The following is a 21,229-nucleotide window of genomic DNA, read 5'->3' as shown; positions in this document are numbered from 1 at the left end:
TTAAATGGATTATTTTCTGAGTTAGAGAATAAAAGCCAACCTGACATTCAGCAGCTAATTTTAGAGAAGAATAATGAGTTTAATAACATTGTTGATCAGATTTACAATGGAAGTGGCAGTAGCATGAGTCATATGACAAACCTTTTTCTTCAAATACAGGATGTTGACCAGACGATTTTAAACTTCTCAGATGAAGTTCTCGCAACAACCGAACAGTACCGGGCATTAAGTATTGAAACGATTCAAAGTTCTCTGCAATTGTTTGTTGCAATGTCGATCATAGCAACTGTTGTTGGAGTTGGACTAATTTATTTTTATAGCAAAAAACTGAGCAAACGCCTTCACGCAGTTGTTGAAATTACTGATCAATTAAGTCACGGTAATTTATTAATTAATAAACTACCGACAAACTCGTCTGATGAGATCGGGAAACTAAGCATCTCGATTAATGATATGCTAGATCAGTTGAAACAGCTTGTCTTTCATATAGCTGAATCATCGAATGAAGTGAAGCATTCATCGTCATTATTAAGTAACCATGCATCAGAATCATTGCAAGCTGCTGGTTCAATCTCTCAGTCGATGAAAGAAATCGTAACGGGAGCGGAAGCGGAAGTAAAGACAACTAAAAAAGAGGAAACACATATTCAAGAGCTGTCTTATACGGCAAATGATGTGACAGGATATATGAAGGAAGTTGATGAAAGAACTGAACAGACAAAATCATTGACCGTTAACGGTATTAGTATGATTCAAGCGGCAAAGCAACAAATGGAGGAAAGCTATAAGCAAACAACCAATGCTGTTGCGATGATCGATCAATTACAAATCAAATCTAAGGAAATTTCAACGATCTTATCTATGATTACATCGATCTCAGAACGAACGAATTTATTAGCCATTAATGCATCTATTGAGGCAGCTCGTGCCGGTAATCATGGAAAAGGGTTCGCTGTTGTTGCGAATGAGGTACGACAGTTAGCGGAGCAGACAGGGAATGCTGTCAAGGAAATAGCAAGCCATGTAGGTGCCATCCAAACTGATATTACAGATTTTGTCACTGTGATTGAATCAAGCCATCATGCTGTACATGAAGGAACGGGATTAATGGATGAAGTGTCAACCATTTTTACAACAATATCGGATGCGATCAATAATGTAGCTACAAACGTAGCAGATACAACGTCAGCAGTAACAACGATTGAAGAATCCATTCATCAGCTGCACGAACGAATGACGAATAGAACGAAAACGATTGAAGAGAATGCCCATTCTGCTGAGCAGGTAGCGGCTTCTACGCAACAGCAGCATCAAGCAATGACAGAAGTTACAACAACAGCGAAACGTTTATCAAACATGGCAACGAAACTTGAGAAAGCTGTTCAAGCATTTAAACAATAAAGATAATGATAGTAAAGTTATCACTCCTTGTTCTAGTTATAGACAAGGGGTTTTTTATTGTAGTAGAAGGAGAAATGCATGTGAGCAGTTTTAGGGGATGAGCATTCATTTTCTGATCAAACAAGCACAATTACTTGAGTAAAACACATAAATGATTCTTATATACAATTCCAATTAAATGCTTTATAATGAATGTATGAATAATTTAATTATATATTCATATATAAAGGAGTGGATAGTTTGGCACCACGTGGCTTTTATCCTGAAGAAAAAGAGCAAATAAAAGATGAGCTTTTAAAAAGTTGGGAGAGAAAAATTTGCAACTTTCGGCTTAAAGAAAACGAGTATAAAAGATTTAACAGAAAGTGTAGGGATTGCTCAAGGTTCCTTTTATACATTTTTTGATTCGAAGGAATTACTATTTTTCCAAATTCTTGAGCAAGACGAACAAGAAATACAAGAGGAACTTAAAATTCAATTTACACAAGTGAAAGAAATGAATGCGAAGGCGTTTACCGAGATTATATTAAAGGCACTATCATTAATGGATCAATATCCTTTAGTTAAAAGAATGTTTATTAAAACTGAATTTGAGGAGTTACTGAGAAAATTACCACAAGAATTGTTTGAAGAGAATATGAAAAAAGATACTCTTAATTTTGCTCCGTTATTTCAAAAGTGGAGTAAGGATGGAATAGTAGATAAGGCTATTTCACCAGAAGTACTAACAGCATCGTTACGAGCGATCACGTTAATGGTTTTTCATAAGCAAGAAATCGGAGAGGATGTCTTTGATCATAGTATGGCATTGTTAATTGAGTCATTGGCAAATCGCATATTTGCTAAGGGGGAGTGAGTAGATGATTAAGTTAGAAAATGTTAGCTATACGTATCCACGTTCGCAAAAGGCGGTTTTAAATAATATTAGTTTATCAATCGGTGAAGGTGAAATTTTTGGTATTTTAGGGCCATCAGGTGCAGGGAAAAGCACACTTCAAAAACTAATAATTGGTGTTCTAAATGGATATAAGGGAGATGTTTCAGTTTTACATACGAAAATGAATAAACGGAATCAAACATTTTACCAAAGGTTAGGGGTTGCTTTTGAAACACCAAATTTTTATGAACGATTTACAGCGTTAGAAAATCTTCAATTCTTTCAATCGTTTTATGAACGAAAAACGGAACGTCTAGAGGATATGCTAGCTTTTGTTGGACTTGAAGGAATGGGACAAAAGCGACTTGGCGATTTCTCAAAAGGAATGAAAATGCGATTAAATATTTGTCGGGCATTTTTACATGATCCGGAGCTAGTGTTATTAGATGAACCGACAGCTGGCCTTGATCCAGTCAATGTAAATAAAGTCATGAATTACATTCAATCACAAAAAAGTCTAGGAAAAACGATTATGATTAACACCCACAACATGCAGATTGCAGAGAAATGGTGTGATCGAGTAGCCTTTATCGTCGATGGAGAAATCAAACTAGTAGATTCACCGCAAAAATTGTTAGAGCAGGTGGATGAGAAGAAGGTTTGTGTGACGTTTAGGCAAGACGGAAAGCGTATTCAAAAATATTTTCAATTAATGGAGCTTTTTCATAACGAGACGTTCCAACATCTGTTAAAGAGTGAGAGTATTGATAGCATTCATACTGAGGTTAAAACATTAGAAGATTTCTTTATTGAAGTGACGGGGAGGTCATTACAATGATCGCTCGTTTGTTAAAACAGGATGCACACTTTCAATTTAGGCATGGCCTTTATTATATTTATGCAGCTGTAACAATTGTTATATACTCATTCTAATGTTTGTACCGTTAGAATATCGTTCGTTTTGGGGAGCTCTAATTATTTACAGCGATCCTGGTACATTAGGGTTATTTTTTTCTGGAGCAATTATTTTGTTAGAACGTAACCAACAGTTATTAACCTATATGTTTGTTACTCCGGTTACACTTAGAACATTTCTTGCATCAAAAATTATCTCACTTTTTTTAATAGGCTTATTAACAAGCGTTTTGATTGCATCCGTTTCATTAAACACCACTTTTTCGCTTATTCAACTTACAATAGCGGTTATGTTATGTAGTGTTTTTTTACATGCTGTGGTTTAGCGGTGTCGATTATGTCCCCTTCTTTAAATCATTTTATGTTTCGTTCTATCGTTCTTTTAATTGTGCTAAATATACCAATCGTCTCCTTCTTTCAATGGTTTGAACTAAGCTTATTAGAATGGTTTCCGGTGTATTCTTCATTCTTTCTTATTCAATTTTCGTTGTCAGGAGCACAGGTTGATGTTTCGTTTATACGTCATGTTGTTCAACTCATCTTCTGGGGTGTACTTAGTTTTATTTGGACTTATAGATGTTTCCAGCGATATATTGTCAACGATACAGGTGAGTCTAAGGAGGTCCATATATGAATGTGCTCTTGTTCATTAAAGGAGATAGCAGAAATGTTGTACGTGACCCATTTATGTTATTTGTGTTGCTTGCCCCATTTTTAATGGTTGTATTTCTACAAATAGGTGTACCGTTTTTAGATCAGCAAATCAGTGAGCTAACTACCTTTCGGTTAATGGAGCACCGTTCTTTTATGAACTCTATTATTATCGCAGTAGCCCCACTTATGGTAGGGATGGTTACTGGATTTTTATTAATTGACGAACGAGATGAAGGGGTATTACAGTATATGGATGTGACCCCGATTAAAAAAGCGGGATACTTATTGTATCGTATGCTATTACCGTTATTTATTGGCTTTTTCGTAATTGTTGTTATGGCATTGCTTCTACGATTATTTACATTTCAAAATTGGTTATTGATTGGTTTTTCTTTGCTATTACTATCATTAAATGGAGCTTTTGTTACGAGTTTTCTAGCGGCACTTGCCAGGAATAAAGTTGAAGCGATTGTTTACTCGAAGTGCCTTTCTTTATTTATGTTAGGACCGCTTATTCATTATATAGTAGAAGCTAATTGGGTATGGCTAACGTATATTATACCTATTACATGGGGAGTTGAAGCACTCTTTCTTGTTCTAGAAGGAAATGCTTCTATAAGCAAATCGGTAGTTATGATAGTGGGCGGTACATTAACAACCGTTATTTGGTTTTTGGTTTTTATGATAATATTAAAGAGGAAAACCGAATAGAAATGGGGACTTGAAAAGAGGAGTGAGGCTGATGAGTGTACAAGAACATAAACAGGAATCACCGAAAATAGTTCATTGTAAAGTGATTACAGTAAGTGATACGAGGAATATTGACACGGATAAAAGCGGGAAATACATAAAAGATACATTAATAGAGCACGGGCATGTTGTTGTGGAATATGAAATTGTGAAGGACGAGCAAAATGATATTCAGCATGCTATTAGAAAAGGAATACAATCAGAGCAAATTGATGCGATTTTGTTAAACGGGGGTACAGGGATTGCTGACCGTGATGTCACAATTGAAACAGTAAAAGCTCTTATTACGAAAGAAATTGTTGGCTTTGGTGAACTTTTTAGAATGTTAAGTTATACAGAGGACATTGGCCCCGCTGCAATGTTAAGCCGAGCAATTGCAGGAGTAAGTGAGCATACGGCAATTTTTGCAATGCTGGATCAAGTGGTGCTGTAAAGCTCGCGATGGATAAATTAATCATCTCAGAACTCGGTCATGTAATGAGAGAAATTCGTAAAGATTTAAATTGATTTTAAAAGCTCATATTAAAAGGAGAAATCTTTTCACACAATAGGTAAGGCTGTCCCAAACAAGTTTTTGGGACAGCTTTTTTCCTTTCTTAGGGAGTAATCTATAGAGAATCATGGGTGTGTCGTTTTGCTTCGCTCGTTAACATCACCATGTGATGTTGGGAATATTCAATCTGAGTTTGATTTGTCTGTCATGCGCCAATTAATAATAGCGACAGCAATAAAGAGAATAAATAAAAATATGTATACACGGGTAGACCAATTCCCAATTCCAGAAAAAGCGAGGAAAAGCCAGAGAATAGCGGATATGAATAAGATAATACTTCCAACTGGCATTTTATTCATGGATCATTCTCCTTTCAAAGATAGATGCAAAATAACGTTATTCAGTTTAGCTCATGCAAATGGTAAAATCATTGATTGTAACTTGTACCATTAGTTTATACAATTTAAGAGGAAATACTCATCTTAGTAACGAAATCACTTATGAAGCTGAAATAATTGATATTCATTATCAATAGTATATATAATAGAGAAAATAGAATAGAGGAGTAGAGACATGATTAAGCGCTTTTTTTCTTATTATCAGCCTTATAAAGGTTTGTTTATATTAGATTTTTCGTGTGCTGTGTTTGTTGGATTGTTAGAGCTGGCGTTTCCGTTAGCAGTAAACCAAGTAATTGATCGATTGTTACCAGCAGGCGATTGGTCCCTTATTTTTTGGGCTTGTGTTGGGTTGCTTTTGATTTATGCATTAAATACTGTTATGCATTATGTTGTCACGTACTGGGGACATATGCTGGGAATTAATATTGAGACAGATATGAGAAGAAAATTATTTAAGCATATGCAAAAGCTTTCTTTTGGTTACTATGATCGAAATAAAACGGGACATTCAATCTCGAGATTAACAAAGGATTTAGAGGAAATTGGTGAAGTTGCTCACCATGGCCCGGAGGATATCTTTGTTGCTATCATGACGTTAGTCGGTTCTTTTATCCTTATGTTAACGATCAATTGGAAGTTAGCGGTCATTTCATTTTTGGTTATTCCACTTTTAACTGTATTGGCGATTTACTTTAATAAAAAAATGACAAGAACCTTCCGGAAAATGTTTAATGATATTGGTGATATTAACGCACGTGTAGAAGATAGCATTGGCGGTATTCGAGTCGTTCAAGCATTCGCGAACGAGAAGCATGAGCAAAAGCAATTTGCAGTTAACAACGCTCAGTACCGCAAAACAAAGCTACAGTCTTATAAAATAATGGCCCAAAATGTAACGTCAAACTATATGTTTATGCGTGTTATTACGTTGTTTACCCTATTATTCGGTACGTTTTTTGTTATTCGTGGAGAACTAACAAATGGTGAATTCGTTGCATTTATTTTATTAGCGAACATTTTACTAGGACCGATTCAAAAAATTAATGCTGTTATTGAAAGCTATCCAAAAGGGATTGCCGGATTTAAGCGTTATACGGAAATACTTGATACAAAACCTGATATTGAAGATGCACCAAACGCAAGAGACGTTGAGCTACAAGGAGATATTGCCTTTCGTAATGTGACTTTTGGCTATGATGGGATGAGCCTGTATTAGAGAATATTGATCTTTCCATAAGTAAAGGGGAGACGGTTGCGTTTGTGGGTCCTTCTGGTGCAGGGAAAACAACATTGTGTAGTTTACTACCGCGCTTTTACGAAGTAACAAACGGAGAAATTGCTATTGACGGCGTAAATATTAAAGATATGAAGCTAGCTTCTTTACGAAGTCAAATTGGAATAGTACAGCAAGATGTATTTTTATTTTCGGGTACGATTCGCGAAAATATTATGTATGGTAAGCTTGATGCGACAGAAGAAGAAATATTGGAAGCGGCAAAGCAGGCTCAGTTAGAATCGTTTATCGAAACGCAGCCTGAAGGTATAGATACGGTTATTGGAGAACGGGGTGTGAAGCTTTCAGGTGGTCAAAAGCAAAGGTTATCAATCGCACGAATGTTTCTGAAGAACCCACCTATTCTCATTTTAGATGAAGCGACCTCTGCCCTTGATACTGAAACGGAAGTAGCCATTCAAAAGGCATTAACTCGGCTTTCAGAAGGAAGGACGACCCTTGTTATTGCACATAGGTTAGCAACCATTAAAAATGCCGATCGAATTGTTGTTGTAACGCCGGATGGTATAGTGGAGCAAGGTAGTCATGATGAGCTTATTGAAAAGGATGGAAGCTATAAACGGCTATATGAGGCACAATTCGGACAAGGATATGTTCGTGCTTAATTTTGGAGGGATTCATGTTGGACAAACAGTGTGTACTGATCATGACGTCTGTTGTTGCTGAGAAAGAGGCAATTGAAGCGGGTTTAAAGGGTGATGAACGTTTTCACGTGAGGCTAGCTGGTGTTGGTCCAGTTGAAGCTGCTGTTGCAACAACAATGGAGTTGTCTAATCAATCTTATAATGCAGTCGTTAATATGGGGATTGCTGGAGGGTTTGAAGAAAGAGCGAAAGTTGGATCACTTGTTGTTGCCTCCAAAGTGATTCTTGCTGATTTAGGGGTTCAAACAGAGGAGGAATTTAAACCTGTTGAATCAATAGGATTTGGACAGTCTGTTCTATCGCCAGATCGCACACTAGTAGATCGACTAACAAGGACAGCAGGCAAGAGCGTTCTAGAAGCTCCAGTCCTAACAATGTCGACCGTAACAGGTACAAGCTGGCGAGCAGATGAGTTGAGAAGACGATACCCAGATGCTGCAGCAGAGGCGATGGAAGGCTTTGGAGTTGGTTTTGCAGCACTTAAGCAGGGGCTACCTTTTATGGAAATACGGGCAATTTCAAATGCAATTGGCCCTAGAGATCGTGATGCATGGCGCATGCAGGATGCTCTATTAGCACTAACAGAAGCCTCGCATCATGTAAAGGAGATGTTCTAGATTGAAAATAGCTTATTCACCTTGTCCAAATGATACATTTGTATTTCACGCGTGGGCCCATGGATTAATTGAAGGAGCTCCACAATTAGACGTTACGTATGCGGATATTGACAAAACAAATTATTGGGCGGCTGAGAGAACTGGACCCGAGGTTATGAAAATCTCATATGCTGCTCTCCCTTGGGTACTAGAAGAATATATGTTGCTTCCATGTGGCGGAGCGTTAGGTAGAGGGTGTGGGCCGTTATTATTAACAGCTCAATCCACTCAAGGACCAGAAGTATTAAAAGGTGCGACAGTTGCTGTACCTAGTGATCGATCGACGGCCTATTTATTGTTTCGTTTATATGCAGCAAAGCAAGTTCAAGGAGATATTGGGAAAATCATAGTTATGCCATTTCATGAAATTATGCCAGCTGTACGTGATGGCAAAGTGGATGCTGGTTTGGTGATTCATGAAGCTCGTTTTACGTATCAAAATTATGATTTGCATATGCTTTGCGATCTCGGTGAGTGGTGGGAAAAGGATACGGGGCATCCTATCCCGTTAGGAGCAATTATTGCTAAACGAGCGATGAACAAATCGGATCTAATAACCTGGATTCAAGCATCTGTTCAGTATGCTTGGAAGCATCCGGCACAATCCAAAGAATATGTTGCAGCTCATGCACAAGAAATGTCAGAGGATGTAGCCAAGTCCCATATCGATTTGTATGTAAATGATTTTACACTTGAATTAGGTGAGAAAGGTTACGCTGCAGTAGAAGAATTGTTAAAAAGAGCGATGGACGAGCAGTTAGTACCGGCATTTGACTTAGCTTTAATAAGATATTAAAATGTAGGCTTGTCCTAAAAGGAGAAAGGATTCTCGTTTTAGGACAAGTTTTTTTCATAGAAGAATTATGAGGGAACTGCATAGGATGTGGAATTGATTTTAGAAGGTGCAATAGCATCGTTCTTGGCTTAAATGGAAGAACCCTGTATAGATTTAATTATTCCTTTTATGTAACGATAAAGAGCCCCTTTGAACAATCAAAATCCAAAGGAGCTAAGCGGTGAAAATTGTATAGTAATGTTTAAACGTACTTGAAAAGCCTCTTATTGTTTACTTAACTACCTTTTTGTACTTAAAGCGGTTTGGGCTAAGAAGGTAATATACGATTCATCCCGTACGAGCCATGCCTGATATTGGCGTTTTATGTAGTGTTCGCATTCTGAAAAGGTTGCAAATGTCTTATAATGCTTATTGTTTCGTTCAATGATCCATTTTTCGTTATTTGGATAAAGAAAGAATAGTGTGCCGTTTGTTGCTCGATATAGCGTTCCATTTCCTGATTCCTTTATATTATGTTTATTTAGTGAAGCATCAAGGTGCAATGGTTCAAGTGTGAAAGGTTCTTTTACAAATTGTTCAAATGCTTCGGGTGTTAATGATGCACCAGCTGCTTTTGCATGGCCACCACCTTCATACTGTTCGGCGATGATTGAAACGTCTGTATGATCGTGAATAGTCCGAAAGCTCATTTTCTTTTGTCCGACGTTTATAATCGCAATATAATCTAGGTGTGGACAGTCTTTCCCTAACCTATTACCGAGTTCTGAATGATAGGCTTCTGCATGAACGATGCCAACGTAATGTTTATGTAAAGTCGTTTGAACGAGCTCACGTCGCTTCCGCTTAATATAGCGATTGATTTTCTCCTCTTCCATATCGAGTATTTTGTCCTCGAATGGTTCAAAGTTAAATCCGTCTTCGCTTTCTAAGCGAGGAATCATTCTTTCGATAAATTCATCAATTGACAGTAAGAAAAATAAATCATTCAAACGTTTTGCCTGGAGGTTGTTGTTTAGATCCCATTCCCACGTATCCCATTGCCGTACTAATTCAACAAATTCATCTAGTGCTTCTGTTCGCTTTAAGTGATTGTTGTCTACTAGATATTTGTAAAAGAGTGATGTTGCACAGGTTAGTCTGTCTTCTCCTTCTTCTGTTACTTGAATCGTAGCCCAAGCGTGTTCTGATAGATGTAATGCCGTTTTATGATGATCAATGAGGCGTACGTCTCCTCCCTTCTCTAGGAAATGCAAAATTCGTTCTTCATTGTCATGATTAATCGATAAGTCTGTGATGAACAAATAATCGTTCTCGTTGGCAGATTCTAGGTATTGTTCTACTTTTTGATCTAGTCGATGGACTGAGACAAACTCAACCTTTACTTCTTTAGTATAAGCGAGTCTAGCTAATATCCCACATCCAACACCATCAAGATCATTATGAGAAAATAAATAGTGCATGTTTTCATCCTCCTCCGTATTTAGTATGAAACAAATGGTAGGAAAATAAAGGTTTTATTTTGAAAAAATTTGATTCATTTAATGGAAGAGTGACTTAATGCGGTATTTTTGGTATATAAAAAATTTGTAGAATAAAATTTGCGAAAGTAAAGCAAATGTAACGAAATAGATGATTATATAATGGTATGATGGAAATAGATTGGTTGAAGTAGATTGGAGGCAACAAATGGAAACGGCAACAAAACGAATTAATGAAGTCATTGAAAATATTGAACAGGTTGTTGTTGGAAAGCGGAATGAAATTAAGCTAAGCTTAGTGGCATTGTTTGCTGGAGGACATGTTTTGTTAGAGGATGTGCCAGGCGTTGGGAAAACGATGATGGTCAAAGCAATTTCGAAATCGTTAGGAGCAGAATTTAAAAGAATCCAATTTACTCCAGACCTTTTACCATCTGATGTAACAGGTGTGTCCATTTATAATCAAAAGACACAGCAGTTTGAGTTCAGACGCGGTCCGATTATGTCTCACATTGTATTAGCTGATGAAATTAATCGTACGTCTCCTAAAACTCAGGCAGCGTTACTAGAATCACTTGAGGAAAGCAGCGTTACAGTCGATGGGGAGACAATAAAATTGGAAAAGCCTTTTTTTGTGATGGCAACACAAAATCCTGTAGAGTATGCAGGTACATTTCCTTTACCTGAGGCCCAGCTTGATCGTTTTTTAATGAAGTTAAAGCTAGGATATCCTGATGAGTTAGAGGAGTTTGAAGTGTTATCACGTGTTCAATATAACCATCCACTTGATCAGTTGGAAGCAGTCATCTCAACAAATGAGGTTCTGTCGATTCAAGAGGAAGTGCTAAATGTATTTGTTTCGGATGATGTAAAGTCCTATATCGTTGAATTAGTGCAAGCGACTAGAAGAAATCGTTATGTTGAGCTTGGGGTTAGTCCACGGGGGACGATCGCACTTATGAAAGCGGCACAGGCATATGCCTTTATTGAAGGTCGCGATTTTGCGATTCCAGATGACATCCAACTATTAGCACCTTACGTGTTAGCACATCGCTTAATTTTAACGGATGAAAGTAAAATGACAAATAAAAAAGAAGAACAAGTGATTCACCAAGTGCTTGATCAAGTTGCGGTACCGGTTATGAAACGAAGGGTCTCGCAATAATGTTACGTTTGGTCAAAATTGGAATAAAATACGTTTTTGTAGCACTTGTAGTAGGTTCACTTTTTGCGTATGCAATGTTTCAGGGTGGGTTCGTTAGCTGGTATTTATTTTATAGTGTCGCAGCCATTTTAATGTTGATGATTATTGTTACACTCATTCCTTTTAAAGTGAAAGAGGTAAGAAGAATTGTGTCGTCAGAAGCGGTTCAAGCGGGTGGAGAGGTTGAGGTAACAGTTATAGTAGAAAAGTATCCATTTCAGCCATTTTTTTCGTGAGAATTTTTGATGAACTCCCCGAACGGCTACGGCAAAAGGATACACCTGGTGCACTATTCTTCTTTTCCTTTCAGAGAGTACTCTCATTCACTTATACATTAAACCGTTTAGAACGTGGGGTTTATCGCTTTGGTACTGTGAATTATAAGTTAGGAGATATATTTGGACTAATAGAAGTAGAACGTAGATTGCACGCTGAAGAAACCGAGGTTCTTGTTTATCCGGCTTTTCGTAATCTAGCAGAATTACCGCCTGTTTCCCACCATAGAGATAGAGAAGGACAACAAACACGTACATCCTTTCAAGAAGATTGTTCACTTGCTGGGGTTAGACAATATGTACAAGGTGACCGATTGACTAGTATAAATTGGAAGCAAACAGCTAGATCCTCCTCTCTTATGACGAAGGAGTTTGAATCATTTCAAGGAGAAGGAGCGATGATTGTGTATAACTCATTTTTACATAAGAATAATGAGAATGTATTTGAATCATCTATTGAATTAGCGGCATCTATGTTAGCAACATTGTTGAAACGGCAATCATCTGTCGCATTTTATGTTCGAACAGATCAATGGCAATCAATAACGCTGACACAGACAATGATTACCGCTTTGCAAGTGTTGGCCTATGTTAAGCCAAATAAAGAGCGGCCTTCTGTTGCAGAGGGAGTGTATCGGAAATGGAGAGGGATGTTTGTGTATTATGTTTGTGCAGAGCTTGATTATGAATTACTTAAAGTGTGTAAAAAGCTGTTAGCTCAGCACGTATCGCTCACGATCTGTATCCCTTCTCTAACAAATAGTGATCAAAGAGTGATAAATGAAGTTGAAATGCTAGGAATACAAGTTGTTGAAATGAACTAGTAAGGAGCAGAGTTTATGCGATCATCAAAAAAACAGCTAGATCTAAGCAGAGACTTTCTTCTTTATGGACTTAGTTTTTTATTATTAATGGAATGGCTTATACCTTTGCCGTACGTAACGGATACAGGGTATATTCATGTATTTGTGCTATGTACAGCTGTCTTTTTCTTTATTACGTTATTACAATTACCTGTTATCGTATCTGTTGGTTTGAAAAGTTTAGTTGTGTTGTACGGGTTATATTTAGTTTTCTTTCAAGTAGAGTTTCTCTCACTTGAGTGGGTTTCGCTCATATTAGAGGAAGTTGTTTTAAATGTCGGTTATATGCTTTCAGGAAGCTGGCATGCTTTGACAGACTTATTTAGAAGTTTGCTCTTTTTTGTCTTACTGGCCATTATGAGCTATTTGCTTTTTTATTGGATTATATATGCAAGAAGGGTGTTGTTTTTCCTCATCTTTACTGTTACGTATATCGCTGTCATCGATACATTTACGTTATATGATGCAACATTTGCTATTGTGCGTACGTTTTTTGTCGGTTTTCTCCTTTTAGGACTTGTTACGATGTATCGGTTTATTGAACAAGAGAGGCTACACTCGGCTTCCAAGCTACTGCCAGCTCGCCTAGGTGTCGTGTTACTTTTCATCTTAGTTGTCGGCGGGTTTTTAGGTATGCTGTTTCCGAAACCAGAACCACAGTGGGCTGATCCTGTTCCTTTTGTTAGGGCGGCGATAGGTTTAGAAGCAAATGACCCGGTACGGCGGATTGGCTATGGAGATTATGATGAGCAACTTGGTGGTGGTTTTGTCGATGATAATTCGACCATCTTCTATGCAGCGACATCACAAGAACACTATTGGCGTGGTGAAACGAAAGATTATTATACTGGTAGGGGATGGGAAACAACTACTCCAGCTGAGATGAAGCATCCTTTGTATCGTACAGATCGCGAAGGGTTTCTAACTGTGGAGTTACAAGAATCGGAAATTGTCTTTGAGGATGAATCGGATTTTGATCATCTCTTTTATCCTGGGGAATTCGCTCATTTATTGAATCATGATACCATAAATGTGACAGTGGACGGATATACGGAGCGAGCGAATACGTTCCACGGTGATGACCCAATTGCTTTATCTCGTTATCGTTTTGAATATGTTTATCCAAGCTTTCACATTGATGGTTTACGATCATCGAATGAAGCAGATCCAGATTTCATAGTCGACTATTACACACAAATTCCAGATACGCTGCCTGATCGTATAAAAGAGCTAGCGGAGGAAATTGTTGCTGAAGAAGACAGTCGTTATGATAAGGCAAAAGCGATTGAGCAATATTTCCGGTTGTCAGATTTCACCTATGAAACAGAGGATGTTCCCATCCCTAGCAATGGACAAGATTATGTCGATCAATTTTTGTTTGAAACGAGAAGAGGCTATTGTGATAATTTTTCAACTTCGATGATTGTTATGCTGAGAACACTTGACATACCAGCACGTTGGGTCAAAGGGTTTACACAAGGAGCGGAGGTTGAGCAATTAAGTCATGATCGTTCTGTATATGAAGTGACTAATAGTAACGCTCATTCTTGGGTAGAAGTATACTTCCCTGAGGTAGGCTGGGTGCCGTTTGAACCGACTCAAGGCTTTTCCAATATGTATGATTTCCTAGAAACGTATGAAGAAGAAGCTCCGGTAGAAGAGGAAGAAGTTACTGATGCTACTAATGAGGAGGAAGAGATAGACGAGCAAGAAAATGAAGAGGCGGAGATGGAAGAGGAAGAGCAGCAATCGGAGGAAAGTGTAGCGTCTGTGCAAAACTGGACGATTCCTGGTGGAAAGTGGATTCTATTAGGAATGTTATTAATTGGCACTATTATATTGATTATGAAAATGAAGAAAATCGTCTTATACATCAACATAAAATGGTACGAAAAATCAACGAGGCTCGATTTTGTTTCAGCGTTTGAACGGCTTTTGCGGCTTCTCGCGGTTGTTGGATATAAACGCCAATCTGGGGAGACGTTAAGAGTATATGCAAAAAGAATCGACAAACAGTTTGATACAGACGAGATGGGAGAAATGACTCGTGAATATGAGCGTATTCTCTATGGAGGTAAGTCTGAGCACTCAAGCTGGAAACAGCAAAAAGGACACTGGGTATCTTTCGTGAAAAAAATGAATTCTTGACCAAGGATATAACAGGTTGATAAAATGAATCAGTATTTAACGAACGATTAAATAGACAGTTTTATGAAGTTTTCTACTAGATTTACTACGAAATAAGAAAAGTATATGGAGTAAGCATTGCTTCAGTAAAAAAGGATGGGTATGGATGAGTGAAAAAATCAAGAAATAATCGTCGTCTTAGACTTTGGTGGACAATACAATCAGCTAATTACACGTCGGATTCGTGACTTGGGTGTGTACAGTGAATTAAAGTCAAATAAAATAACAGCTGAAGAATTAAAGGAAATCAATCCAAAAGGGATTATCTTTTCTGGAGGGCCAAATAGTGCTTATGCTGAAGGGGCTCCTCATTGTGATCCTGCTATTTTTGATTTAGGTATTCCGATTTTAGGGATTTGCTACGGGATGCAGTTAATGACACAGCATTTCGGCGGAAAAGTAGATGCTGCTGATCATCGTGAATATGGTAAAGCTGCCATTCAAGTGCAAAATCAATCAGCATTATTTAAAGGACTACCGATTGAACAAACAACATGGATGAGCCACGGTGACCTTATTTTAGCACCGCCTCCTGGTTTCGTTATCGATGCTTCTAATCCATCATGTCCCGTTGCGGCGATGAGTAATGAAGAGAAAAAGTTCTATGGTGTTCAGTTCCACCCAGAGGTTCGTCACTCAGAATTTGGTGATGATATGTTGAAGAACTTCGCGTATGAAGTGTGCCGTTGCGAAGGGAATTGGTCCATGGAAAATTTCATTGAAATTGAGATGGAGAAAATTCGTGAACTGGTGGGAGACAAACAAGTTCTTTGTGCTTTAAGTGGTGGAGTTGATTCATCAGTAGTGGCTGTATTAATTCATAAAGCAATTGGAGATCAATTAACGTGTATGTTTATTGACCATGGATTACTTCGTAAAGGCGAAGCCGAGAGTGTGATGAAAACGTTCCGTGAAGGCTTTAATATGAACGTCATTAAAATTGATGCTAAGGAACGCTTCTTAGGTCGTCTAAACGGTGTATCTGATCCAGAGGAAAAGCGTAAAATTATTGGAAACGAATTTATTTATGTGTTTGAGGAAGAAACGAGTCAGTTAAAAGATATGGATTTCCTTGCTCAAGGTACGTTGTATACAGATATTATTGAAAGTGGTACTGATACAGCACAAACGATTAAATCTCACCATAACGTAGGTGGATTACCTGAAGATATGAAGTTTGAATTAATTGAACCACTCAATACGTTATTTAAGGACGAGGTTCGTAAATTAGGTTCGGAATTAGGAATCCCTGATGAAATCGTTTGGAGACAACCATTCCCAGGACCAGGTCTTGGTATTCGTGTTTTAGGCGAAATTACAGAGGAGAAATTAGAAATCGTTCGTGAGTCAGATGCGATTTTACGTGAGGAAATTAAAAAAGCAGGTCTAGACCGCGAAATTTGGCAATACTTCACGGCATTACCGAATATGAGAAGTGTTGGAGTTATGGGTGATGCAAGAACGTATGATTATACAGTTGGTATCCGTGCTGTAACGTCAGTTGATGGAATGACATCTGATTGGGCACGTATTCCATGGGATGTTCTTGAAATAATTTCGACTCGAATTGTTAATGAAGTAAAGCATGTGAATCGTGTTGTATATGATATTACTTCGAAGCCACCGGCGACTATTGAGTGGGAGTAATAAAAGTAAGTGCAAAGCCTGGGTTTATCAAGGCTTTGCGCTTTTTAACTTTTTTTGTGTCATTATAGCCTTCAAAATGTAAATAAAAGGGGGATGGATCACCTGCACTGAACGGTTTGTCGCCTCATTATTGTAAGTTTCATCAGGCCAAATAGTATAGACCGGATATTACCTCTCAGAAAAATCCAAACTTGATCTTAGTATGGGTGGAAAATCGTCACGTTTACTTATTTCACCTCTTGTTTTGGAAAATTTTCATCTTCTTTCTAGTTTAAGGATGTTATACTTATATTTTAGTAAGAGCTTAAAATAGGAATGGAGGCTATGACTTATGAACTTGAAAACAGTTGATTTATTTTCACACGAATTCCACCAAAATCCTTATGAGTACTATGAAAAAATCCGTCCGCACCAGCCTTTTGCCAAAGTTAAAATGTTCAATGAAGACCAGTATTCTTGGATGGCCTTTTCGTATGAAGCTGCAGAAGCTGTTTTAAAAGACAAGCGGTTTATTAAAGATATGAAAACTGTTTTCCCTGACCTCACCAATGACAATATATCACCGATTGCCCACAGTATGCTTTTTTCCGATCCGCCCAACCACCGCCGTCTCCGTAGTCTGGCTCAAAATGGCTTTACCCCACAAAAAATAGAAAAATTAAGAGGACGTATTGAAGAAATCGCTAAAGAACAAGCAATTATGATGAAACATAAAAAAGAAGTCGATTTTATTGAAGACTATGCCTTTCCAATACCAATTCGAGTCATTTGTGAACTACTCGGTATTCCTTCTGAAGATCGCCTCGATTTCCAACGTTGGTCAGCGGTCATCGTTGATATTACTGAAGCACCTCGTTATGAAGAAGCGATGGGCGAATTTATGGACTACATACAAAAATTAATCGAACAAAAACGTCTCGACCCACAAGAAGATTTACTATCCGATTTAATTCAAGCAAAGGAAGAAGACCAACAGTTATCGTTAAAGGAATTGTATGGATTCGTAATCCTTTTCATTGTCGCTGGTCATGAAACAACTGTTAACTTAATTGCGAATGGTTTACTTGCTTTACTTACTCATCCAGAACAATTAGCTTTATTAAAGGAGGACCCTTCTTATCGGGCAAGCGATTGATGAATTGCTACGCTTTAATGGTCCGGTTGAGTTTAGTACAGATCGTTGGGCAAATGAGACCTTCACATTCATGGGGCAGCAAATAGAAAAAGGAGATCACGTCCTTGTTTCCCTCGCCTCAGCCGATCATGACCCAACAAAGTTTGACCATCCTAGTAACCTTGACATCACAAGAGAAAAAAGCCCTCATCTCGCTTTCGGAAAGGGCATCCACTACTGTCTCGGTGCTCCACTCGCAAAACTAGAAGGGGAAATTGCACTTCAAGTGTTGCTTGAGGAATATCCTAATCTTTCGCTTGCCGCTGATTTGTCTGAGCTCCAATGGCGTCAGAGCTTAATCATTCGTGGGTTGGAAAATTTCCCGATTAAGCTTTACTAAAGGTCAAAACAAGGGGTGTTATCCAAGCTAAGCCTCTGTTTAGCATCCAGCAAAATGAGTTTATCTTGATAGAGACGTGATTATGTCATTGTAAACGAATAATAACAAAAAAATATGTATAATCGTTCGTCTTTTTATTGACAGAACTAGGTGATGTTGATAAACTCTTATATAGAAATAATAATTTCATATAAAAGTCTTATCGTATAAATGCAGGAATACGGCCTGCACGTCTCTACCAAACTACCGTAAATAGTTTGACTACGATAATCATCTAATGTTATTCACATGTTGTCTTTATTTTGATGATTTCTAGTTAAACTTCCATTCGTATGTCATGAATTGGAAGTTTTTTTATTGGTTACATTTGTTGTGAATGGTGTTAGTTGAAGACTAAAAAAATGGAGGCGAATAGGTTGGAACGATTTTTTGGCTTTAAAGAGCATGGAACGACAATTGGTCGAGAAAGCATAGCAGGGGTAACAACATTCCTTGCGATGGCTTACATTCTGTTTGTTAACACCGATATTCTAAGTGCGACAGGATGAATCCTGGTGCAGTGTTTACGGCTACTGCATTAGCAGCGGCAATTGGAACACTTATTATGGGGTTACTAGCAAATTACCCAATCGCACTCGCGCCTGGGATGGGATTAAATGCGTTCTTTGCCTATTCTGTTGTTATTGGATTAGGTGTTGAATGGCAAGTAGCTTTATTCGGTGTATTTATTTCAGGTATTATTTTTATCATAATTACGTTATTTAACATTCGTGAGATCATCATTAATGCAATTCCTGCTGAACTTAAGTATGCGGCGGGTGCTGGTATTGGTCTGTTTATCGCTTTTATGGGTTTGAAGCATGCAGGTGTTGTTGTAAGCGATGAAGCAACGACAGTGACGTTAGGGATATGACTGCTCCTACGACGCTACTTGCGATATTTGGTCTTGTGATAACGGTCATTTTAATGGTACGTGGCTTTAAAGGCGGTATCTTCTACGGGATGATTTTAACAGTCATTGCTGGTTTGTTATTTGGCTTAATTGATCGTCCGGATAGGGTTGTAGATTCTGTCCAAAGTTTAGCACCGACGTTTGGTCAAGCGTTTATGTTTGATTGGTCGACAGTTGATATTTGGACATTAGTCATTGTTATCTTAACGTTCTTGTTTGTTGATTTCTTCGATACGGCTGGTACGTTATATGCTGTTGCCAACCAAGCGGGTTTTGTCAAAGACAATAAGCTTCCTCGTGCGGGGAAAGCATTATTAGCAGATTCAACGGCAACGTCAATTGGTGCTGTACTTGGAACATCAACGACAACTGCATACATCGAATCTTCATCAGGGGTAGCTGCTGGAGGACGAACAGGTTTCACGTCAGTTGTAACAGCTGGTTTATTCTTAGTTGCGTTATTCTTCTCCCCGTTATTAACAGTTGTAACGAATCAAGTGACTGCACCGGCATTAATTGTTGTCGGAATCCTGATGGCTTCAGCAATTCGTTTAATTGAATGGGATAAGTTTGAAATTGCAGTACCTGCTTTCTTAACGGTTCTTGCGATGCCGTTAACATACAGTATTGCAACAGGGATTGCAATTGGTTTTATCTTTTACCCAATTACAATGATTTGTAAAGGAAAAGCGAAAGAAATTCATCCGATTATGTATGTATTGTTCATCATTTTCGTATTGTATTTTATGTTCGCGCCTAAATAATAAATGCATAATGTTAAAAAGGTTCAAATGGGATATTACCCCCGTTTGAACCTTTTCGTTAATTATTTAACGTAAGTCACCTTTAAATTGATAAGTAGGACTACCTTTTACGTCTGTTTTTATTCGAAATAAACCACCAGCATATTCGTGTTGATCATCGCCCATTTTTGCCGTTGTAATATAGAGTTCATTTAACTCTTCCCCTCCAAATACACAAGATGTAACATTTAAAGCTGGCACAGTAACATCTTGGATATGCGTACCTGTTGTTGGATCCCATCTAGAAACCTTGCCACCACCGAAATGGGCAATCCAAAGCATTCCTTCCTGATCAATTGTCATCCCATCTGGATACCCTTCATTTGGATTAATTGCTATGATTTCTTGACGGTTATTTATCTCACCAGTCTCAACATCGTAATCAAACTTAACCACGTTTTGCGTAGGAGTATCTATATAATACATATATTTGTTATCAGGGGACCATGCTAAACCGTTTGAGATGCTAATGCGATCAAGCTTCTTTGAAACAGCTAAATCTAAATTTAAACAATATAACGCTCCCATCTCTTTATCGCCATTTAGGCTCATTGTCCCCGCCCAAAAACGGCCAGCTGGGTCGCATTTTCCATCATTGAAACGATTCCCGCTTTTTGATGTTTCCGATTGCATAATCAAATATGGTGTTTCTTTCAGGTCGTCTAATCCGTAAAATCCGTTTTCTAAAGCAATAATTAGCCCTCTATTTTCCTTTGGGGCAACCGCTCCTACCATTTGATCAAATTGAATTGTTTTTTGTTGATTGGTAGAAGGATGATAGGTAAGGCATTTCATCCCAATAATATCTACCCAATAAAGAATTTGAAGACTTTCATCCCAGCTAGGAGATTCACCGAGTGTTGCTTTTGCATCGATAATTAATTCTACTGTCATCATTACGCCCCCCATTTTAATTTCTACTGTTATTGTATACGCATTGGTAATAGATTGAAACGAAGAAAGTAAAGCACATGAGATGATATTATCTTCATGGAAATCGTAAAGTTTCTTTATGTAATAGGTGACGTTTTAAATTGCGAACACCCAAGACTTCCTTATGTCCTAATGCTGTTCCGATTAAGTAACATGAGAATTTAAAGCTTTTAGCAATTGTACCGTAAACAAATGTGGTAGCTATACGGGCATAAACATTTTAAAAAAGGAAAAATGCCAAATTTAAACGACCTTCAGACATATTACAAATTATAAGGAATAGTCATTTTAAAAAAGTTGTTGACGAATAATGACGGATCATGGTATATTAATTCTCGTTGTCACGAATGATCGCGAATAAATAATTTTAAAAAAGTTATTGACTTCTTGGTCATCAGCTGATAATATAGAAAAGTCGCTAAGACGAAACGGTACTTTGAAAACTGAACAAAAGCCAAGCGAAAAAGAGAGAATTGTTGTTTCAAACAACAA

18 protein-coding genes, 4 pseudogenes and 1 riboswitch are annotated in these 21,229 nt (G+C 37.8%); of the genes and pseudogenes, 19 read left to right on the top strand and 3 right to left on the bottom strand.

Features of this window, described 5'->3' with window-relative positions; all coding sequences use genetic code 11:
* Positions 1-123: 123 nt before the first annotated feature.
* From JCM19034_RS20045 to JCM19034_RS20015, 8 genes and pseudogenes are all read left to right on the top strand, one after another.
* Complete coding sequence (locus JCM19034_RS20045; protein WP_370622275.1) at positions 124-1,401, top strand: methyl-accepting chemotaxis protein; 1,278 nt, start codon at positions 124-126, stop codon at positions 1,399-1,401.
* A gap of 316 nt (positions 1,402-1,717) precedes the next feature.
* A pseudogene (locus tag JCM19034_RS25420) lies at positions 1,718-1,819 on the top strand (TetR/AcrR family transcriptional regulator); the annotation flags it as partial.
* 78 nt (positions 1,820-1,897) lie between these two features.
* Positions 1,898-2,257: a hypothetical protein gene (locus tag JCM19034_RS20040; RefSeq protein ID WP_231687069.1), complete on the top strand. Its 360-nt coding sequence runs from the start codon at positions 1,898-1,900 to the stop codon at positions 2,255-2,257.
* A gap of 4 nt (positions 2,258-2,261) precedes the next feature.
* Positions 2,262-3,116 (top strand): ABC transporter ATP-binding protein, encoded by an 855-nt coding sequence (locus JCM19034_RS20035; protein WP_062052554.1) that lies wholly within the window; start codon positions 2,262-2,264, stop codon positions 3,114-3,116.
* Positions 3,117-3,210: 94 nt separating this feature from the next.
* Entirely contained in the window at positions 3,211-3,519 is a 309-nt protein-coding gene (locus JCM19034_RS20030) for a hypothetical protein (RefSeq protein WP_062052553.1), read from the top strand.
* Between the two features lie 2 nt (positions 3,520-3,521).
* Entirely contained in the window at positions 3,522-3,827 is a 306-nt protein-coding gene (locus JCM19034_RS20025; RefSeq protein ID WP_156324082.1) for a hypothetical protein, read from the top strand.
* Positions 3,824-4,558, top strand: coding sequence for an ABC transporter permease (locus tag JCM19034_RS20020; RefSeq protein WP_062052551.1), 735 nt, complete (start codon positions 3,824-3,826; stop codon positions 4,556-4,558). Before JCM19034_RS20025 ends, JCM19034_RS20020 begins: the two co-directional genes overlap by 4 nt.
* A gap of 31 nt (positions 4,559-4,589) precedes the next feature.
* Positions 4,590-5,104, top strand: a pseudogene (locus JCM19034_RS20015) (molybdenum cofactor biosynthesis protein B).
* Positions 5,105-5,272: 168 nt separating this feature from the next.
* Here JCM19034_RS20015 and JCM19034_RS22075 read toward each other — a convergent pair.
* Positions 5,273-5,449 (bottom strand): hypothetical protein, encoded by a 177-nt coding sequence (locus tag JCM19034_RS22075; RefSeq protein WP_156324081.1) that lies wholly within the window; start codon positions 5,447-5,449, stop codon positions 5,273-5,275.
* A 214-nt stretch (positions 5,450-5,663) separates the two neighbouring features.
* On the opposite strand from JCM19034_RS22075, the pseudogene JCM19034_RS20010 reads away from it, so the two are divergent.
* The 3 genes and pseudogenes from JCM19034_RS20010 (at position 5,664) to JCM19034_RS20000 (ending at position 8,881) form a co-directional block, all read left to right on the top strand.
* Positions 5,664-7,390: pseudogene (locus JCM19034_RS20010) on the top strand (ABC transporter ATP-binding protein).
* A gap of 14 nt (positions 7,391-7,404) precedes the next feature.
* On the top strand, positions 7,405-8,046 hold the full coding sequence (locus tag JCM19034_RS20005; protein WP_062052550.1) for a futalosine hydrolase: 642 nt from the start codon (positions 7,405-7,407) through the stop codon (positions 8,044-8,046).
* A gap of 1 nt (position 8,047) precedes the next feature.
* Entirely contained in the window at positions 8,048-8,881 is an 834-nt protein-coding gene (locus JCM19034_RS20000) for a 1,4-dihydroxy-6-naphthoate synthase (protein WP_062052549.1), read from the top strand.
* Between the two features lie 278 nt (positions 8,882-9,159).
* Here the strand turns inward: JCM19034_RS20000 and JCM19034_RS19995 are convergent, their stop codons facing one another.
* Positions 9,160-10,341, bottom strand: a complete 1,182-nt coding sequence (locus JCM19034_RS19995) for a DHH family phosphoesterase (RefSeq protein WP_062052548.1) — start codon at positions 10,339-10,341, stop codon at positions 9,160-9,162.
* A 226-nt stretch (positions 10,342-10,567) separates the two neighbouring features.
* On the opposite strand from JCM19034_RS19995, the gene JCM19034_RS19990 reads away from it, so the two are divergent.
* The 8 genes and pseudogenes from JCM19034_RS19990 to JCM19034_RS19960 all read left to right on the top strand — a co-directional run bounded on the left by JCM19034_RS19990 (position 10,568) and on the right by JCM19034_RS19960 (position 19,765).
* Positions 10,568-11,524, top strand: coding sequence for a MoxR family ATPase (locus JCM19034_RS19990; protein WP_062052547.1), 957 nt, complete (start codon positions 10,568-10,570; stop codon positions 11,522-11,524).
* Positions 11,524-11,799 carry a hypothetical protein gene (locus JCM19034_RS19985; RefSeq protein WP_062052546.1) on the top strand — a complete coding sequence of 92 codons (276 nt, stop codon included), beginning with the start codon at positions 11,524-11,526 and terminating at the stop codon, positions 11,797-11,799. The genes JCM19034_RS19990 and JCM19034_RS19985 overlap by 1 nt, the downstream gene beginning before the upstream one ends.
* Positions 11,796-12,662: a DUF58 domain-containing protein gene (locus JCM19034_RS19980; protein WP_062052545.1), complete on the top strand. Its 867-nt coding sequence runs from the start codon at positions 11,796-11,798 to the stop codon at positions 12,660-12,662. The genes JCM19034_RS19985 and JCM19034_RS19980 overlap by 4 nt, the downstream gene beginning before the upstream one ends.
* 15 nt (positions 12,663-12,677) lie before the next feature.
* Positions 12,678-14,849, top strand: a complete 2,172-nt coding sequence (locus JCM19034_RS19975; protein WP_062052544.1) for a transglutaminaseTgpA domain-containing protein — start codon at positions 12,678-12,680, stop codon at positions 14,847-14,849.
* 165 nt (positions 14,850-15,014) lie between these two features.
* Positions 15,015-16,535, top strand: coding sequence for a glutamine-hydrolyzing GMP synthase (guaA, locus tag JCM19034_RS19970; protein WP_062052543.1), 1,521 nt, complete (start codon positions 15,015-15,017; stop codon positions 16,533-16,535).
* 331 nt (positions 16,536-16,866) lie between these two features.
* Complete coding sequence (locus JCM19034_RS19965; protein ID WP_370622271.1) at positions 16,867-17,670, top strand: cytochrome P450; 804 nt, start codon at positions 16,867-16,869, stop codon at positions 17,668-17,670.
* A 4-nt stretch (positions 17,671-17,674) separates the two neighbouring features.
* Positions 17,675-18,049 (top strand): cytochrome P450, encoded by a 375-nt coding sequence (locus JCM19034_RS25415; protein ID WP_370622269.1) that lies wholly within the window; start codon positions 17,675-17,677, stop codon positions 18,047-18,049.
* 182 nt (positions 18,050-18,231) lie between these two features.
* Positions 18,232-18,333, top strand: a riboswitch (purine riboswitch).
* Between the two features lie 132 nt (positions 18,334-18,465).
* Positions 18,466-19,765: pseudogene (locus JCM19034_RS19960) on the top strand (NCS2 family permease).
* Positions 19,766-19,831: 66 nt separating this feature from the next.
* Here the strand turns inward: JCM19034_RS19960 and JCM19034_RS19955 are convergent.
* The gene (locus tag JCM19034_RS19955) at positions 19,832-20,698 is read right to left on the bottom strand and encodes an SMP-30/gluconolactonase/LRE family protein (RefSeq protein ID WP_231687068.1); all 867 of its coding nucleotides are present in this window, start codon (positions 20,696-20,698) and stop codon (positions 19,832-19,834) included.
* Positions 20,699-21,229: the final 531 nt, after the last annotated feature.

Origin of the sequence: Bacillus sp. JCM 19034, assembly GCF_001310635.1 — a bacterium.
GTDB lineage: Bacteria > Bacillota > Bacilli > Bacillales > Bacillaceae_D > Halalkalibacter.
Note: the sequence above shows the minus strand (reverse complement) of the source record. Positions and strands in the feature narration are given on the sequence as shown.

Bases quoted from the DNA above. Each gene is read 5' to 3' on its own strand.
- JCM19034_RS19975 (WP_062052544.1), top strand. From the start codon at position 12,678: ATGCGATCATCAAAAAAACAGCTAGATCTAAGCAGAGACTTTCTTCTT.
- JCM19034_RS22075 (WP_156324081.1), bottom strand. From the start codon at position 5,449: ATGAATAAAATGCCAGTTGGAAGTATTATCTTATTCATATCCGCTATT.
- JCM19034_RS20030 (WP_062052553.1), top strand. From the start codon at position 3,211: ATGTTTGTACCGTTAGAATATCGTTCGTTTTGGGGAGCTCTAATTATT.
- JCM19034_RS19985 (WP_062052546.1), top strand. From the start codon at position 11,524: ATGTTACGTTTGGTCAAAATTGGAATAAAATACGTTTTTGTAGCACTT.
- JCM19034_RS19995 (WP_062052548.1), bottom strand. From the start codon at position 10,341: ATGCACTATTTATTTTCTCATAATGATCTTGATGGTGTTGGATGTGGG.
- JCM19034_RS20005 (WP_062052550.1), top strand. From the start codon at position 7,405: ATGTTGGACAAACAGTGTGTACTGATCATGACGTCTGTTGTTGCTGAG.
- JCM19034_RS19955 (WP_231687068.1), bottom strand. From the start codon at position 20,698: ATGACAGTAGAATTAATTATCGATGCAAAAGCAACACTCGGTGAATCT.
- JCM19034_RS20035 (WP_062052554.1), top strand. From the start codon at position 2,262: ATGATTAAGTTAGAAAATGTTAGCTATACGTATCCACGTTCGCAAAAG.
- JCM19034_RS20045 (WP_370622275.1), top strand. From the start codon at position 124: ATGAGTCATATGACAAACCTTTTTCTTCAAATACAGGATGTTGACCAG.
- JCM19034_RS20040 (WP_231687069.1), top strand. From the start codon at position 1,898: ATGAATGCGAAGGCGTTTACCGAGATTATATTAAAGGCACTATCATTA.
- JCM19034_RS19965 (WP_370622271.1), top strand. From the start codon at position 16,867: ATGAACTTGAAAACAGTTGATTTATTTTCACACGAATTCCACCAAAAT.
- JCM19034_RS20020 (WP_062052551.1), top strand. From the start codon at position 3,824: ATGAATGTGCTCTTGTTCATTAAAGGAGATAGCAGAAATGTTGTACGT.
- JCM19034_RS19990 (WP_062052547.1), top strand. From the start codon at position 10,568: ATGGAAACGGCAACAAAACGAATTAATGAAGTCATTGAAAATATTGAA.